Annotated in this window: 1 protein-coding gene (only partly in view); it reads left to right on the forward strand. The window is 69.8% G+C overall.

All coding sequences use genetic code 11. The annotated features are described in order from the left end of the window. On the forward strand, positions 1-18,890 hold part of the coding region annotated (locus DES47_RS03855; RefSeq protein ID WP_166651840.1) for a right-handed parallel beta-helix repeat-containing protein (this coding region is incomplete at its 3' end). Its footprint extends 8,420 nt past the window's final position; 18,890 of 27,310 annotated nt are visible.

The following is an 18,890-nucleotide window of genomic DNA, read 5'->3' on the forward strand; positions in this document are numbered from 1 at the left end:
ATGGCAAAGAAGACCAAGGCTGTGGCCAAGACAAACACGTTGATGTCGGCCGTGGGCCGCCTGATGGAGCAGGCCCTGGGCCGCGAGCCGCAGCAAGCCCCGGCCAAGAAGGCACCGGCGCACCGCCGTCGCCCGGTCGTCGAGACCCTGGAGCAGCGCCTGCTGCTGTCGGCCACGCCGCTGCCGCAGCCGACCTTCAACACCACCCTTAGCTACTCGGCCCTGCCCACCGGCGCGCTGGACGCGACGCTCGAAGTGGTGGACACCGGTGCGCCACACCTGACCCTGCAGCTGCGCAGAGGCGACCAGGTCCTGGCCTCGGAAACGCTGGATGAAAACCTGCGCGTCGCCTTCACCGGCTCGGCCTTCAACGATCACCTGACGATCAAGCTCGACGGCAACACCTCGCCCTATGCGATCAAGATCGACTTCGACGGCGGCACCGATGTGCCCGGCGCCAGCGACGACCAGCTGATCTTGGACGGCACCGACGCCAAGGGCCTGTTCGTCAGCAGCAGCGACGATGTGCTGATCAAGGGTGCACTGCAGATCGATGGCGATCTGGACGTGCAGTCCAAGGAACGCATCGATGTGGCGCTGGGTGCCAGCATTGCCGCGCAAGACATCCGCCTGGCCGCGCTGGACGAGGCCAAGGCCGGCGTGCTGGGCACCGAAATCAGGGCCGTGGCCGACGCCCAGGTCAATCTGCTGGGCGCCACGCTGACGGGGCGCAATATCAGCATCGATGCCGAGGCCAAGGTCACGCTGGACAGCAAGGACACCGAGCTGTTCGGCAAGCAGCTGAAGCTGGGCGTCGTCGACGCCAAGGCCGCCGCGGCGATTGCGCTGAGCGGTGCCAACCAGATCACGGCCAGCGGCACCTTGGCGATGGATGCCAGCGCCAAGGTTGACACCAAGCTGGCCAGCGCCCCGGACGACAGCAGCAAGAACACCGCCAAGGACGCGGCGGTGGCCATCACGCACATCGACAGCAGTGCGCAGGTGCGGGTCGGCGGCAGCTCGGGCTTAAGCGCCGGCGGCGCGCTGAGCCTGGCCGCCAACAACGCGGTGACGGCCAAGACCACGGCCGACGGCTCGGCCGGCACGGCAGCCGGAGACGCCAAGGGCGCGGTGCTGGCCGCCAGCTACATCCACGGCGACACAAAGGCCGAGCTGGCCGACAGCGCCTCGCTGAGCGGTAGCGCCATTGCCATCAGCGCCAACGCGACGCGCAGCGCCGAGGTGCTGGCCAAGGCCACCAAGGGCGGGGCCGAGAAATCGGCCGACGGCGCCAACGAGAGCGAGAAGAAGCTGGCCGAGGAAGAGGCCAAGACCAGCGACGGCTCGCTGCAGTTCGCCGCCGCCGTGGCGGTGGGAGCCATCAATGGCCAGTCCCAGGTGTTGCTGGGTAGCAGCGGCGCGCTGACGGCCACCGAGGCGATCACCGTCAATGCCGGCATGGCCCTCAGCGGCCCGGCGGGTGGCTTGAGCACCACGGCCGACGGCTCCAACAAGGACGCCAGCGGCACCGGCGTAGGCGTGGCGGTGGCCATCAACACCGCCAAGGCAGGCAGCCAGGTGCTGCTCAGCGGCAGCAGCACGCTCAGCGCGACCGGTGGCGTCAACGTCACGTCCACGGCCAGCAGCGCGCAATTCGGCGCGCAGGCGACCTCGGGTGCCTCGGCCACGGGCCTGGGCGTGGCCGGCTCGCTGGCCATCAATGCCGGCGTGTTGAAGGCCGAGGCGTTGATCGCCGCGGGCGCCAGCATCACGGTGGCCGAGGGCACGACCCTGACCCTGACGGCCGAGACCAGGAGCTCGGACAGCGCCAAGGCGAACGCAAAAACCACGGCCGGCGGCGAGCATGAGGGCGCAGGCGCCTCGGTGGCCATCAATGTGGCCGACACGGTGGCCCGCGCGGCCGTCGAGGCCGGCGGCAAGGTCAATGGCGCCGGGAGCCTGAAGCTCGATGCGCAATCGAGCAACACGGTGGTGACCGAGGCGAAGGGCGGGGCCGAGGGCGGCACCGCGATCACGCCGGTGGCGGCTATCACGCTGGCCCACCACGACACCGTAGCCGAGCTGCGCGGCGATGAGGCCCTGGCGTTGAAAGACGTGGCGCTGAACGCCAAGCACGAGGGTCAGGCCGACACCACGGCCGAGGGCACGCCGACTGGCACGAGGTCCGCCCTGGGCATGGCCTTCGCGAGCGCCTTTGTCGTTGACAACACCCGTGCGGTGATGGACCGCGCGCTGGTGCTCGGTGGCGCGCTGGACCTGGTCGCCTCGGGCAAGCAGACCACCCACACCACGGCCAAGTCCAGCGTCAAGGGCGGCAAGGCTGCTGACAAGGCGGCCGAGGGCGACGTGGACAAGGAAAAGGCCGCGCAGCGCAAGGCCGCCGACGCCGTCGCCGCCGACAAGGGCGCGCGCGACAGCGCCGATGCCGGCGCCACGCCCAAGGCCGAAACGCCCACCGGCAATGGCGATACCGCGGGCAGCGACAGCAGCGCGCTGAGCACGGCCGGCGCGCTGGCCGTCAATGTGGCCAGCAGCAAGGTCGATGCCGGCATCACCGTCGGCCGCGAGGTCACGGCCGCGGGTGCGGTGACGATCAAGGCCGAGGCCGAGGCGCACAGCGCGGCGGTGGCCGATGGCACGGTGACCCTGGTCGGCGAGAACAGCAACGACCAGGGCGTTGGCGTGGCCATCGCGCTGAACGTCGGCGCGGCCGAGGCCCATGCCTATATGGCCGGCAAACTGAACAGCGCCGGCCTGAGCCTGACAGCGGGCACCCCCGACGATGCCAAGCACACCAGCAAGGCGGTGGCCGCGGCCGGCGCCGGTGGCGGCAAGCTCGGCGCGGCCGGTGCGCTGGCCATCAACGCCGGCTCGGCCAAGACCCTGGCCACCGTCGATCACGCCGCGCGGCTGACCTTGACCGGTGACGGCGCCTTGAGCCTCAAGGCGCAGAGCAGTAGCGAACACCTGGCCGAGGCCAAGCCCAAGGAGGTGACCGGCAAGAAGACCGGCATCGGTGCGGCCGTGGCCTTCAATCTGGCCGATGAGAGCACGACGGCGCGTATCAACGGCGGCGCCGAGGTCGCTGGCGCGGCCAGCGTGACCCTGTCCGCCGACTCGAAGAACAAGATCACCACCACGGCCGAGGGTGGCGCCTCGGGCTCCACCGCCTTCGTGCCCAGCATTGCCGTGACTTTGGCAACGCTGGACACCACCGCCGAAGTCAATGGCACCGGCACGCTGGCCAGCAGCGGAGACCTGAGCCTGAGCGCCAAGCATGCTGGCGAGGCCACGACCACCGCCAGCGGCAAGGCCGATGGCGCCGGTGCCGAGGGCGACACCGCTGTCGGGGTGTCGCTGGCCATCGGCTCGGTCAGCGACACCACGCGCGCCAGCCTCGACCGCAGGGCCAGCCTGGGCGGCAAGGCCGACATCAGCGCCAGCAGCCAGCAGAGCGGCGTGAGCACCGCCACGGCCAGCGCCAAGGGCGGCAAGCCGGCCGGCGAGACGACCGACGCCAAGGGCGCCGACAAGCAGAAAGACGCGGCGCTGAGCGTCGCCGACAAGGCCGCCATCGCGGCCGGCCAGCGCGGCGAGAGCGAGGCGCCCGACGCGGCCAAGCCACCCAAGGCCGAGACGCCTGACAAGGACGCCGATGGCGAGGGCACGTCCAGCGTCAGCGTGGCCGGCGCGATTGCCGTCAACGTGGCCGACAGCCGCACCGAGGCCTACCTCGGCGGCGAGCTGACAGCGGCCCAGGCGGTCAGCCTCAAGGCGCTGTCCGACATCGATGGCAGCGCCGTGGCCGACGCCTCGGCCACCATCGCCGCACCTGCCCCAGAGGGGCAGGACAGCAACTGGGGCGTCGGCGTGGCCGTGGCCCTCAATGTGGGCGATGTGGACACCTTGGCCAGCGTCGCCGGCGTCGTCACCAGCAAGGGCCTGAGCGCCACGGCGGGCATGCTGGGCGAGGACGGCAAGCACACCTTCAGCGCCAGCAGCCTGTCCGGCGCCGGCGGCGGCAATATCGGCGTGGCCGGTTCGCTAGCCGTCAACGTGGGCGGTACCGATACGGTGGCCCGCTTGAACGACACCGCGCGGCTGAATATGGTCGGTGATGGCTCGGTCAAGCTGGCAGCGGCCAGCAGCACCGACAACAAGGCCGAGGCCAAACCGAAGGATGAGGGCGCTGCCGGTAGCAAGACCGGCTTTGGCGCTTCGGTGGCCGTCAACGTGATCGACGAGACTACCCAGGCCGCGGCCGAGGGCCTGGCCTTTGTGCAGGGCGCCGGTGACGTTGCGATCACCGCCACCAGCAAGAGCGCGATCATGACCACGGCCGAGGGCGGCGCCGAGGCCAAGGGCGCCGGCGGCACCAGCGTCACCCCGGTGGTGGCGGTGACGGTGGCCAATCTGGACACCATCGCCGAAGCCAAGGGCGCCGGCACGCTGGCCGGCAGCGGCGCGCTGAACATCGCTGCCATTCACAGCGGCGAGGCCACGACCACGGCCAAGGGCAAGAGCACCGGCGAAGACTCGGCCGTGGGCATCTCGGTGGCCGTCGGCGTGGTCAATGACCGCACGGGCGCGGGCCTGGACCGCGAGGCGACGATGGGCGGCAAGGCCGACATCGCCGCCAGCGGCACGCAGAGCAGCACGACCACGGCCTCGGCCAGCAGCAAGGGCGGCAAGGCCAAGAAGGCCGACACGGACGAGAAGGCCGTCGACAAGGCCAAGGATGGCGCCCGCAAGGCCGCCGACAAGACGGCCGCGGACACCGGCAAGCGCGACAGCGCCGAGGCCGGCGCGAGTCCGAAGGCGGCCGTGGCCGACAAGGACGGCAAGGCACAGGGCAAGAGCAGCCTGAGCGTGGCCGGGGCGGTGGCGGTGAACCTGTCGGTCAGCCGCACCGAGGCGACGCTGTCGGGCAAGCTGACGGCGGCCGATCAGGCGTCTGTGACTTCGCTGGCCGATATCGACGGCGCGGCCGTGGCCGATGGCTCGGCGGTGATCGCCGCGCCCAAGGCGAATGAGCAGGACCCGAGCAACACCGGCGTCGGTGTGGCCGTGGCCATCAATGTGGGCGATGTCGAGAACCGCGCCGTCGTCAGCGGCGAGGTCGCTGCCAAGGGCCTGGCGATCAGCGCCGGCATGGCCGGCACCGAGGAGGAGCCGGGCAAGCATGTCTTCTCGGCCAAGAGCACCTCGGGTGCCAGCGGTGGCGATGTCGGCGTGGCCGGCTCGGTGGCCATCAATGTGGGCGCGGCCAGGACCGAGGCGCTGCTGTCGGCAGACGCCAAGGTCACGCAGACGGGCACGGACGGCGCCGTCAAGCTGACGGCCAAGAGCAGCAGCGAGCACCGGACCGAGGCCAAGCCCAAGGCAGAGGCCGACGGCAAGAAGACCGGCGTCGGCGCCTCGGCCGCCATCAATGTGGTGGACGAGATCACCCGCGCGGCGATACAGGACCAGGCGGCGGTGACGGCCGAGGGCGGCATCGCCGTTTCGGCTGATGGCAAGCGCAGCATCAAGACCACGGCCGAGGGCGGAGCCAAGGGAGGCGATGCGGTCGTTCCCGTCGCGGCAGTGACCGTGGCCCACGTGGATTCAGTGGCCGAGATCACCGGCAGCGGCGAGCTGAAGGCGGGCGGTGACCTCACGCTAAACGCCAAGCACGGCGGCAGCGCCACCACCACGGCCACCGGCAATGCCACGGCCGATGAGACGGCCTTCGGCGCGGCCGTGGCCGTCAGCGTCGTCAGCGACACGACCCGTGCGCTGCTGGACCGCGATGCGCAAGCCGGCGGCGCCATCGCCATCACGGCCAGCAGCAAGCAGGCCAGCGAATCGAATGCGACCGCCAGCGCCAAGGGCGGCAAACAGAAGGACGCGACCGCCGATCCCAAGGGCGTGGACAACCAGAAGGACGGCCAGCGCAAGGCCGCCGATGATCTGGCCGCCGAACGCAGCAAGCGCGACAGCGCCGATGCGCCGAAGAAGGGCAAGGCCGAAGTGGCCGGCATCGACGGCAGCAGCGGCACGGGCAAGTCCGAGGCGCTGGCCGTGGCCGGTGCCATTGCCGTCAATGTGGCCGATACCGACACCTTGGCCGCGACCGGCGCCGGGCGCAAGCTCACGGCCGGCAAGACCTTGAGCGTCAAGGCGCAGGTCGACAGCGATGCCAAGGCCGTGGCCGATGGCTCGGCCGTCGCCCGCGGCGAGAACACGGACAGCGGCGTGGGTGTGGCCGTCGCCATCAATGTGGCCGAGGTCAGCAACCGGGCGCAGATCGCGGCCGGCAACGAGGTCACGGCCAAGGGCCTGACGGTGCAGGCCACGACCGGCACCGCGGCCGAAGGCGAAGCCGCGCCCGAAATGGGCTTCGAGGCCCGCGCCAGGTCCGGCGCCGGCTCCGACAAGGTCGGCGTGGCCGGCTCGGTGGCCATCAATATCGTCAATGCCGACAGCGGGGCCACCGTCGACGGCAGCGCCAAGATCGCGCTGAACGGTGGTGACCTGGGCGTGACGGCCCACCAGAACACCCGCAGCGAGGCGGTGGCCGAGCCCAAGGACAAGGGCGTGGAAGCCGGTACCACCGGCGTCGGCGCCTCGGTGGCGCTGAACGTCATCGACACCGAGACGACGGCCCGTGTGGCCGATGGCGCTGCGCTCACCGGCACGGCCGGTGACGTCAGCATCGCCGCCACCGGCAACCACCAGGTCACGACCGTGGCCAAGAACGGCGCGGCCGCCGGCAAGACCGGCAGCGGCTCGGGCACCGGCGTCGGTGCGGCCGTGGCCCTGGCCATCGTCGATCACGACAAGACGGCCGAGGTGGGCACGGGCGATGCGCTCGCGGCCAGCGGCAAAGTCGAGATCAAGGCCCAGCACGGCCACAAGGCCGAGACCACGTCGAATGCCGATGGCGCCGGCGGTGAAGCCGGCGTCGGCGCCAATGTGGCAGTCAACGTGCTGGACGATCGCGTCTTAGCCCGCGCCGCGCGCTCGGTCACGGCCGGCGGCGACATCACGGTGGCCAGCGAGGCCCTGGTCAGCAGCAGCATCCAGGCCCGGGCCAGCGCCCAGGGCTCAGCGGCCGACAGCAAGAAGGCCGACCAGGAGACCGAGAACCAGGTCAAGAACAACCCCAATGTCGACGCCGAGGACAAGGCCGAGGTGCCCAAGGCCCAGGAAGGCGTCGACGAGGCCAATGCAAAGGCCGACAAGGAGGCCAGCTTCGAGACGGCCGATATCGGCGTGGCCGGCGTGGTCAGCGTGACCTCGCTGAAGGTAAGCAACCAGGCGGTGGTCGGCGCCGGTGCCGAGCTGAAGTCGGTCAGCGGCGACGTCAAGGTCGCCGCCACCACCGATGCCGATGCGACCAACCAGGCGCGCGGCTCGGCGATCAATATGCTGTCCGACACCAATGTCGGCGTGGCGGTCAGCGTGACCGTGGCCGAGGTGCAGGGTAGCGCCCAGGTGGGCGAGGGCGCCCGGCTGGAGGGCCGCAATGTGGCGGTGACCTCGGGCAATGTGGAGGGCGGCAGCGCCGACTTCCGCACCACCGCGGCGGCCTCGGCCGGCGGCAAGGAGAAGGGCGTCGGCGGCTCGGCGGCGGTGGCCGTCGTGCATCTGAAGTCCGAGTCCAGGGTGGCTGCTGGCGCTTCATTGCAAGCCAGCGAGAACCTGACGATCGCTGCCACCAGCCGGGTCGGCCAACAGACCTTGGCGGCCGGCGGTGCGATCGGCCAGGACAAGGGCGTCGGCGTGGCCGGTGCCGTGACCGTGCTCGACCAGGACACGCTGGCCACCGTGGGCGACAACGCCAGCCTCGATGCGGCCGGCGCCACCACGGTGCGTGCCGATGCGGCGCTGAACCCGCTGCTGGCTGCCCTGGACCCCAAGGACGACATCTTCCTGGTACCCAAGACCAAACCGATCAGCTCGGGCGCTGCCGGTGCCGGCGCCAGCGCCGGTGATCTGGGCGTGGGCGGCTCGGTGGTCGTCAACGTCATCGACGGCGTCACCGAGGCCTCGCTGGGCCAGGGCGTCAAGGTCAACCATCAGGTGGTCAACGCGCCGGCCGAGCAGTCGGTCAGCGTGCTGGCCAACGACAAGACCACCTTGGTCTCGGCGGCCGGCGCACTGTCGGGCGCCTTTGGCGATGGCGTGGCCGTGGCCGCCGGCGTCGATGTCGGCGTATTCAACAAGCGCACCTCGGCCAAGGTCGGCGACGGCGCCGACATCAATGCCCGCGGCGCGATCCGTATCGAGGCCGAAAGCAGCGAAGACATCACCTCGGTGGCCGCGGCCGCCGGCCTCAGCACTTCGGTGGCCGTCGGCGCTTCGGTCAGCGTCTATGTGATGGACACCGCCACCGAGGCGGTGACCGGCAACCAGGTCGGCCTCGATGGCGGCCAGGTCAGCGTGCAGGCCTCTGGACATCTGAAGAGCTCCCAGGTGGCCGGCCAGCTGGCCCTGGGCAGCGATGCCGGCATCGGCGTGGCCAATACCACGCTGGTGCACAGCGACCGTGTCGAGGCGCAGCTGGGCCTTCAAGCCGATGTGCGTGCCAGCGGCGCCGGTGGGCTGACCGTCAAGGCCGCCTCCAGCGAGCAGCTGCTGGGCCTTGCCGCCGCGGGCGCGGGCAGCGCCACTGCCGGCGTGGCCGGCTCGGCGGCCGTCAATGTGCTGAACGAAACCACGCGCGCCGGCATTGGCGATGGCGCGACGATCCATGCCTCGGCCGTGCAGGTGCTGGCCGATGACCACACCGGGATGCTGGACGTGGCCGGTTCGGTCAGCTTTGGCGGCACGGCCGGCATAGGCGCGGGTGCTAGTGTCACCAAGCTGACGAAGAACACCGAGGCCAAGCTGGGCTCCGGGGTCAATGCCGACATCGCGGGCAACCTGCGCGTGCAGGCGCTGTCCAGCGAGGATTTGCTTGCCGTCACTGCCGCCGGTGGTGGCGGTGGCACAGCCGGTGTGGCCGGCTCGGCGGGCGTGCTGGTGGCCGATGTGACGGTGAGGGCCTTTGTCGGCGACGACCCGGCCGGCACAGCTGCGTCGCTGGGCGCGGGCCATGTGCATGCCCATGGCAGCGTGGCCATCACGGCCGACGACGATCTCGATGTGACCAATATCGCCGGCTCGATCGCCATCGGCGGCACGGCCGCCATCGGCGCCTCGGTGGGCGTGCCGGTGGTGACCAAGCGCGTCGAGGCCTTTGTCGGCGACGGCGCCAAGCTGACGGCCGACGGCCATGCGGCCATGGACGCCGCCATCGGCAAGCTGGTCGAGAGCTTCTCTGCCGGCGCCGGCAATGTGGGCGCGGCGGCCGACATCAAGAACGGCAACCGTCCGAAGGCCGACGACCTGCGCTTCTCGCCCAGGGACATCGGCAGCCTGGACATTGGCAACGACGGCCCGCAAGGCAATATCGGTGGCGACCCGCTGCTCAAGGGGCTGCGCGACACCGAGCTGGATACCCAGGCGGTGCGCGGCCTGGCCATCAGCGCCACCAACCGCGACAGCATCAAGAATCTGGTGCTGGCCGGCGGTGGCGCCGGCACGGCAGCCATCTCGGCGGCGGCCGGTGTCAATGTGTTCGACACCACGGTGCGTGCGGCCATCGGCAGCAATGCCAGCATCAACGCTGACACCAGCACGGCGGCCGCAGGCCAGAGCGTGCAGGTCGGCGCGTCCAGCGACTTCTACCATCTGGAGGTCGGCGGCAGCCTGGCCGTGGCCGGCGCGGCCGGCATCGCACCAGCCGTCGGCGTGACGACGCTGAATATGACAACGCAGGCCCAGATCGGCGCCGGCGCGACAGTCAACGCGCTGGATGACGTGATCGTCACGGCCCAGGCCGAGGAGAGCCTGGTCATGATCAGCGCGGGCATCGGCGGCGGCACGGCCGGCATCGGCGGCGCGGTGACCGTGCCCATGATCACGACGGCGACGCAGGCCACGGTGGGTGCGGGCGCCAGCGTGATGGCCGGCGGCGACGTCGGCGTGATGGCCAGCGACGACAGCAAGCTGCTGGTCGTGTCGGGTGCCATCGGCGCCGGCACGGCGGGCATTGGTGCGTCGGTGGGCGTGCTGAATCTGGACAAGAACACGGCGGCCGTGGTGGGCAGCGGCGCGCAGGTCGATGCCTTGGGTCAGGGCCAGGGCTTGACCGGGGTGCTGGACGGCACCTCCACCGCCGACGCGCTGGGCAAGGGCAGCAGCCATGGCCTGGTGGTGCAGGCCGAAAGCAAGGAAGACATCACCCATCTGGCGATTGCCGCCGGCATCGGCGCGGTCGGCATTGCCGGCGGGGTGACGGTGAGCCTGATCGACGCCGATACGCTGGCCGAGATCGGCCAGGGTGCGCTGATCAACCAGCGCCGTCAGGGCGAGGCCTCGGCCGAGCAGGATGTGGTGGTGCGCGCGGCCGATCAGGTCGAGACGCTGTCGTTTGCCGGCGCCATCGGCGGCGGCACGGTGGGCCTTGCCGGTGCGGTGGACGTGGGCAGTGTCAAGAACGACACCAGCGCCACCGTGCGCGGCGGCGCCCGGGTGGCGGCGCAAGACGATGTGGCCGTGGGTGCCCAGCAGCGGGCCGACAACCAGGGTTTCGCGATCAGCGGCGGTGCCGGCGTGGTCGGCTTCGCCGGCTCGGTGTCGGTGTGGTCCTTGGGCAGCAGCCTGACGGCCGACTACCAGGACAGCCGCGGCGTGCGTGAGAACGCGTTCGAGAACGACAAGAACGAACGGATGGACCAGCGCGCGGCCGACCAGCTCGGCGCGCAGGGCGGCCAGATCGGCGGCCTGCTGGGCAGCTATGACAAGGGCAACACGGGCGACGGCCGCAACTCGGCCGGCGAACGCCTGGCCCAGATCGGCAGCCAGGCCGGTGCCAGCGTCACCGGCAAGAGCCCCAAGGCCAGTGACATCAAGGCGCTGATGGCCAGCACGGCAGCGTCGCCGGGCACGGCCAGCCTCGTCGAGGCGGGCGCCGAGATCGTGGCCGGCGACGCGATCAGCGTGCAGGCCGAGGACCGCAGCGACAGCGACTTCACGGTGGGCAGCGGCGCCATCGGCATGGTAGGCGTTGGCGGCTCGGTGGGCGTGCTCAACGTCGCGCACAACGCGCAGGCGGCAGTGGCCGGCGATCTGTCCGCCGGCGGCCAGATCAGCATCAACGGCCAATTGAAAGAGCATGTCGATCAGCTGGGCATTGCTGCGGCCGGCGGCATCGTCGGCCTCGGCGCGGCGGTGTCCATCATCAACGACAGCAGCACCAGCGGCGCGCAGCTGCTGGACGGCGCCGTCGTGCGCCAGGCCGGGGCGCTGAGCGTGCAGGCCAAAGCCGACCAGACGGTGCTGGGCGCCACGGCCGGTGCGGCCATAGGCGCGGTGCCGGTGGGTGCCTCGATCGCCCGCGTCAATATCGGCAATGCCAATGCCACCGATGTGCGGGCCAGCATTGGCAGCAACACCCGCATCGGCCAGGACGGCACGGTGGGCCAGATCGACGTCAAGGCCCATGGACGGTTGGACGCCGAACTCGATGTCGCGGCCATGGCCGGCGGCATCGGTGCGTTCACGATCAACTCGGCCGAGATCTATGCCAAGCCCGATGTGCGGGCCAGCGTCGGCGACGGCGGCAAGATCAGCAGCAGCGGCGATCTGAATGTGGTGGCCTCGACGTCGCAGACGGTCGATGCCCAGGTGTTCTCGCTGAGCATTGGCGGCCTGGCCGCCGGGGCCAGCGTCGTCACCGCCGAGCTGGCACCGGTCTTGAGCGCCAGCGCCGGCGGGGAACTGAATGTGGGCGGGCGGCTGAACATTGCCGCGGCCCACAATGTGGACCCGGCGACAAGGCAGGCGCTGCGCAATGCCAACAATGTGTCGGGTGTTGATCTGCCGGGCGTCTATGCCTATGCCGACGCACCGTCGGTCGCGATTGCGGCGGCCAGCGTCTCTATCGCCAACAGCCGTTCGCTGGCAGATGTGCAGGCCTCGCTGAATGCGGGTGCCAAGGTCTCCGCCGGCAACGGCGTGACGGTCAACGCCGATGGTTTCAACCTGGCCAAGACGCGCGGCGTCGGCTTCAGCGCCAGCGCCGTCGGCGCGGGTCTGCTGAGCGGCAGCGCCACGGCCTCGGGCAATGAACGTGCGCTGATCGGCACGAATGCCCAGATCAGCGGCGCCAGCCTGTCGGTGCAGGCACAGGGGGCCGATCGCGCCGACGCGATGGTCGATGCCACCAATCTGGCCGGCTTCACCAACGCCGGCAAATCGGTCGTGACGGCCACCAGCAGCGGCAAGCTGCAGGCGGAGCTGGGCGCCGGGGCCAAGGTCGACGTGGCGGGCCAGGTGCAGGTGCGGGCCAAGAGCCTGACCGATGCCGATGCTCGGGCCAAGGCCGTCAATGTCGGCCTGGCCGGCAGCTTTGGCATGGTCAAGGCGGAGGTGACGGTGACGCCGACGGTCTCGGCGCTGGCCGCGGCCGGCAGTCAGATCACGGCCGGCGACGTGCTGGTCGAGGCACTGCATGGCAGCCCGGTCACGCTGGCCGACGGCAGCATTGCGGCGATGGATTCATCTGCCAACACCATCAGCACCGAAGCGCCCCACGGCCTGGCCACCGGCGACCGCGTGCAGTACCAGCTGCGCAATGGCACGGTGATGAGCGGCATTGCGGCCGATCAGTCCTACGGCGTGATCGTTGTCAATGACATGACGGTCAAGCTGGGCAACCCATTCAAGGCCAGCGATGTCGATGGCAGCTACGACACCATACGCTTCGCCAGCCCCCATGGGCTGAAGACCGGCGAGCGCATGGTCTACAACTTCGCTCCTGACGCCGGTGGCGCGGCCAGCGCCATCGCCGGCCTGGTCGCCGGCCAGGGCTATTACGTGCGCGTGATCGACGCCAACACCGTCAAGCTCGGCAGCAGCCTGGAGGCGGTGACGCGAAGCCTGAGCGGCTTCGCCACATCGGCCGTCAACGCCACCAGCGAAGCGATCACACTGGCCAACCACGGCTTCGCCGACGGTCAGGCGGTGACCTACCGCGCGCCCTACACGGGGCGCTTCACCGGCAGCGCGGCCGATGCCGATACCGACACCCTGCTGCTCACCGCACCGCTGAACGGCCAGCCGTTCCAGACCGGCGACAAGGTGGTCTACAACACCACCACCCTGGATGGCAAACCGGGCGGCACGGCCCTGGGTGGCTTGAGCAGAGGCGGCAGCTACTACGTCTACCGCGTCGATGCGACGCACATCAAGCTGTCGACCCAGGCCATCAAGGGCGATGGCACCGATGTGTTCGTCAACCTGACTCGCAGCACCGCGGCCGACACCTCGCAGCACAGCCTGGCGCGCAGCGGCGAGAAGGCCATCGACGGCCTGGTCGACGGCCGCAGCTACTACGTCAGGCGCATCGACGCGAATAGCTTCCAGCTGGCAGAGAGTGCCGGTGGTGCGGCCATCAATCTGGGCACAACCAATGTCGGAGGCACGCACTTCATCGGCGTCGAGGGATTGGACCTGAACAGCGCTGGTGTGAAGGGCCAGCATTGGCTGGAGCTGGACTTTGGCGGCACCTACTCGGGTGGCGCACGCCTGGTCGGCGCCGGTGGCCTGGTGGCCAATCCGGACGCGCTGGGCATAGACGGCGTTTCTCGCGCCCATGGCGTCGGCCCGGGCTTCGGCCTGGCCATCAGCGATGTGGGCGCCAAGGCCACGGTGACGATGAAGCCGGTGGTCAGCGCCGGCCTGGGCGCTGGCGCGCAGATAGACGCCAGCGGCAATGTGATCGTCAATGCGCTGAGCCATGTCAATGCCGAGGGCACGACCGGTGCAGTGTCGGGCTCGCTGTTCGCTGGTTTCGGCAACTCGACGACCCGCATCAATCTGGAGCAGACGACCACGGCCAGCGTGGGCGACGGCGCCAAGGTCAACGCCGGCAACCAGATCACCATGGGCAGCGACAGCCGCCAGCAGGCGATTGCCAACGCGGTGGCCGGCGCGGCCGCGGCGGGGGTGTCGTCGGGTGGGGCTGACGCGATCGTCGAATCGCTGCCCACGACCACTACACAGATCGGCGCCAGCGCCCAGCTGGGTGCCAAGGGCGATATCGCCCTGACCGCACGCATGGGCGCACGCGGTGAAGCGACGGCTGACGCGATGGCCTACGCCGCGCTGGGCTCCGGCGGTGCAACGAATGCCTTCTGGGCCGTGGGTCAGGCGCTGAACGATTTCAGCGGCGACGCGCGCAACACCCAGGTCAAAATCGCCGCCGGTGCCCTGGTGCGCAGCGAGAAGAAGCTGGACGTGCAGGCCCGCGTTGATGACTCGCAGATCGACGCCCGCTCGGAGGCCTCGGCCGCCTCGGTGGTCTATTCGGACCCGGACGCCAAGGCACGCACGCTGTTCAAGTCGAACGCCAGTGTGGATGTGGCCGCCGGCGCCGAACTGACGGGTGTCAACAACCTCAATATGCAGGCCGTCCATCAGGACGCGAACCTGCACGCCCATGCCTTTGCCGACGGCGGCAGCGCCTTCGGCGGGCCGGATGCCGAGGCCTGGGCCATCCAGCGCCAGGCCTCGCGCATCACGGTGGCCGATGGCGCCAGCCTGGCCAGCAAGGACCTCAATGTCGAGGCCGTCAATGCCGACAGCCTGGCGCGGGCCACCGGCGACGCCACCGGCTTCTCGCTGGAGGGGTCGGACTTCACCGCCCACGAGACCAAGTCTCGTGTTCGTCATATTGACTACAACGGTGATGTGATCCTGCTGTCGGCACCGACGCCCAAGCTGGTGATCGATGCCGCCGGCAATATCGCCGAGGCGCAGGGCGTCACCGCGACCAGCGAGGCTGGCCGCATCGTCGTGGGCAAGATCGACAACAACGGCGGCATCGGCAAGGCCCGCTTTGCCGTCAATGCCGTGCCCATGGGTCTGCTGCCCGGCAATCTGGGCACGATAGAGGGCACGCTGGGCACTTTGAAGGGCCGCCACAGCTTCGAGACGGTCGAGCTGATCAACCACTCGACCAAGGACCTGTGGGTGGGTGACATCAAACCGGTGGACAGCAGCGGCCGGGCCCAGGTGTCCATTGAGGCGGACATCAACCAGTTCCAGTTCGACATCAGCCATGACTACGGCCCGACCGCCTTGCGCATCGAGAACCTGGCCCAGACCGGCCACGCGAATGTGGTGCTCAACGGGGTGATTGACAACCCGCTGGGCAACACCACGGTGGTGGCCCGCGCGGGCGATATCCTGTCGACTGCCGCGCAGCTGCTGCGCAGCAACTCGGTGGACCTGCAGGCCGCTGGCCGCATCGCCGCCAGCAACCAGCGCCTGAACATCGAGCTGGTGGCCAGCGCCGGCCGCGAGACCGGACTGAACGCCAAGGCCGGCGGCAGCATGGCCCTGGGCCTGGGGCTGCTGGACCGCGGCAGTGCCACGCCGGGCCACATGAAGGTCGGAACGCTGGAGGCGGGTGCCGACATCGATCTGCTGCTGCGACCCAGCCTGCTGCAGACCGCCGTCAGTCAGGTGCTGACGAGCTATCTGGTCGATGTGACCGAGAAGATGGCCGGCGGCATCGGTGGCAGCACGGCCACCTATGAGAACCACTACAAGCCCGATGTCGCCGGCCCGGCCTTCGAGCCGCCGCTGGCCATCTTCGCCATCGGTGGCGTGCAGGTCGACACGAATGCGACGTTCGCGATGCTCAAGGCCGGCGGCAATATCGTCGTGCAGGCCGATGCAGGCACCACGCGCATCAACATCACTGCCAGCACCGACCTGACCGGCATGGGCCGCATCGATGTGCGCAGCAATGGCAGCATCACCTTGACCGAGGTGGACGGTGATTTGCGTGCCGGCGAGATCCGATCCAGCGCCCACGACGTGAGCCTGGTTGCGGCCGGCGGCATTGTCGATGCCGAGGGCGACGCGCTGGCCGACGTGGCCGGCAATCGCATCAGCCTGACGGCACAGGCCGGCGCCATCGGCAGCCTGCTGAACGATCTGGAGATCGACTCCCAGCTGTCGGCGCCCGGTGCGCTGAATGCGCTGGCCGCACGCGATGTCTTCATCCGCGAGACCGCCTCGGGTCTGAACATCGAGCAGGTGGTTGCAAGCACGGGTGACGTGCGCCTGAGCACCACCGACACGTTGGCCGCCGACGAACACATCCTGATCGGCGAGCAGGGCCGCATCTCGGCGCTGCTCGGCGCCGTGGCCCTGCAGTCCGGCGACGCGGTGCTGATCAATGGCAAGGTGCAGATCGGAGGACGGCTGACCCTGCGCACCGACTACCGCAATGCCGACAGGGCCCAAGGCGGCACGATACGGGTCAACGGCCCGGTGACGGCGGCCGAGCTGCTGATGGAGGGCGATGACGATGGCGACCTGATGGACGCCTCTTCGGTCAACGTCAAGCTCATCGCCTTCGGTATGGGCGGTGCCGACGAGATCCGCGGCGGCAGCGCCGACGACCAGGTGTATGGCGGCGATGGCGCCGACGATCTGAGCGGCGCGGCGGGCAATGACCTGCTGGTGGCCGGCAGCGGCGTCGGCGATGTGCTGCGTGGCGGTGATGGCGACGACATCATTTACGGCTCCAACGACGGTGGCGAAAGCGACCCCGACTTCAGCGACGGCGTGCGCGCCGGCGACCTGATCGAGGGCGGCGCGGGCGACGACCAGATCCATGGCCAGGGCGGCGCCGACTTCATTGACGGCGGCTCGGGCAAGGACGTCATCGACGCGGGCGCGGGCAATGACCTGGTGTACGGTGGCCTCGGCGCCGACAAGATTTTCGGCCACCTCGGCAACGACACGATCTATGGCGTGGCGCCGGATGCCGACGATGGCGTGGCCGACGAACTCAGCGGCGAATGGGGTGATGACCACATCGTCGGCGGCAGCGGCGGCGACCTGATTGACGGCGGCTTCGGCAATGACCGCATAGCATCCGGCGCCGGCGACGACATCGTCCACACCGGTGCGGGCCTGAACGAGGTCGATGCCGGCGACGGCAATGACCAGGTCTACGGCTCCAACGATGGCGCCGACCGCATGGATGGCGGTGCCGGCGACGACCGGCTGTACGGCTTTGCCGGCAACGACCAGATCGGCGGCGGCAGTGGCGACGACATCATCGAAGGCGGTGCCGGCGACGACCTGCTGGAGGGCGGCGCAGGCGCCGACCTGATGCTGGGCGGTGCCGACCACGACGCACTGTATGGCCACTCGGTCAGCGGTGCGAACGACGACAACGCGGTCGATCAGCTCTACGGCGATTTTGGCACCGGCGGCAACGAGGCCGGCTCGGGCCGCGACAAGCTCTATGGGCAGGGCGGCAATGACCTGCTGTATGGCGAGGGCGGTGACGATCTCATCGACGGGACCCAGGGCTTTGCCCAGGCCGAGGCCGGCGGTGGCAGCGGCAATGTGATCCAGTTCGGCGGCAATGGCGACGATTCCGCCTTTGTGGCACCGACGCCAACCGCGGCGCCTGCACTGCAGGCGATCAACTACACGATCAACCGCGCGGCGGCCAAGCTGCCCGACGGTGTTATCCAGCGCGGCCGTTGGGCCGACCTGGGTGGCACGGTCACGGGTGGTGGCCTGTCGGGAACGGGGGGGCTGTCCACCGAGCCCGCGATGGCGGTGGCCAATGGCCAGCAGTTCGTGGTCTGGACCGAAACGCGCAACGGCAGCCCTGAAGTTCGGGTGGCGCAGCTGGTCAACGGCGCCTGGGTGTCGCTGGGCAGCGCCAGCGGCAGCTCGCTGACGGCCGAGTCGGCTTTCGACGCTCGCATCGCCATCGATGGCACAGGTGCGCCCATCGTCGTCTGGACATCCACCAAGGGCGGTCAGCAGGAGATACGAGCCGCCCGCTTCAGTGGCGGCGCCTGGGTCAGCCTCGGGACCCTGTCCTCGGGCGGCCAGGCCGACAGCGCCCAGCTGGTGATGACGGCCGCAGGGCCGGTCGTGATGTGGCTGGACGGCGCGGCGGATGCCAAGACCGTGCAGGCCCGCCGCTTCGAAGGTGGTGCCTGGCAGAGCCTGATCGCGCCGGTCAGCGGTGCGGCCGTGCAAGGCCTGACCCTGGCCAGCGATGGCGGCAAGGTGGCCGCCGCCTGGACGGAGGTGATCGGCGGCGTCCGTCAGGTGGTGCTGCAGGAGTTCAACGGCACGGCCTGGTCGGTGCTTGCCGGCTCGGCCGCAGCGGATGGGCTGCTGGAGGGCTCGCTCAGCCACAACGCCCAACCCAGCCTGGCCTATCACCAGGGCCAGCTGTTCATGGCCTGGCAGGCCTTCTCGGATCAAGGTGCGAGTCTGCTGGTGGCGCGCTATGACGCCACCCGTGCTCAGCATTTGCAAGCCGACTTCGGCATAGCTTTCGGTAACGACACGATCTCGCAGCCGACGTTGTCGGCCGGCGGTGACGCGTTGCGCCTGCTGTGGCTGCGCGGCCCGGGTGCCACCGAGCTGGCGACCCAGCTCAATGCAATGCGCTGGAACGGCAATGCATTTGCCGAGGAGGTGCCGGGCGAGGCCACGGGCCGAGGGCTCAGCCTCACAGGCGGCCGTGCCCAGGACCTGGCCGTGGCGACAGACGCCCAGGGCCGCACCAGCGTGGCCTGGGCCGATGCCTTCGGCAGTCAGCCCGAGGTCTATGTGCGCGGCATGACGGCCACGCTGGGCCGCACCTTTGTGGCCGATTCGTCCAAGGGCGTGAGCCTGCAGGACATTCTGGACGAGCAGGATCTGGGTGCCGGCGACAGCATCATCATCATCGGCGAGCATGGCGCGATCACCATTGAGGCCGACGACGCCGGCGTGCAGCT

Origin of the sequence: Roseateles toxinivorans, from assembly GCF_004362525.1 — a bacterium.
GTDB lineage: Bacteria > Pseudomonadota > Gammaproteobacteria > Burkholderiales > Burkholderiaceae_C > Paucibacter > Paucibacter toxinivorans.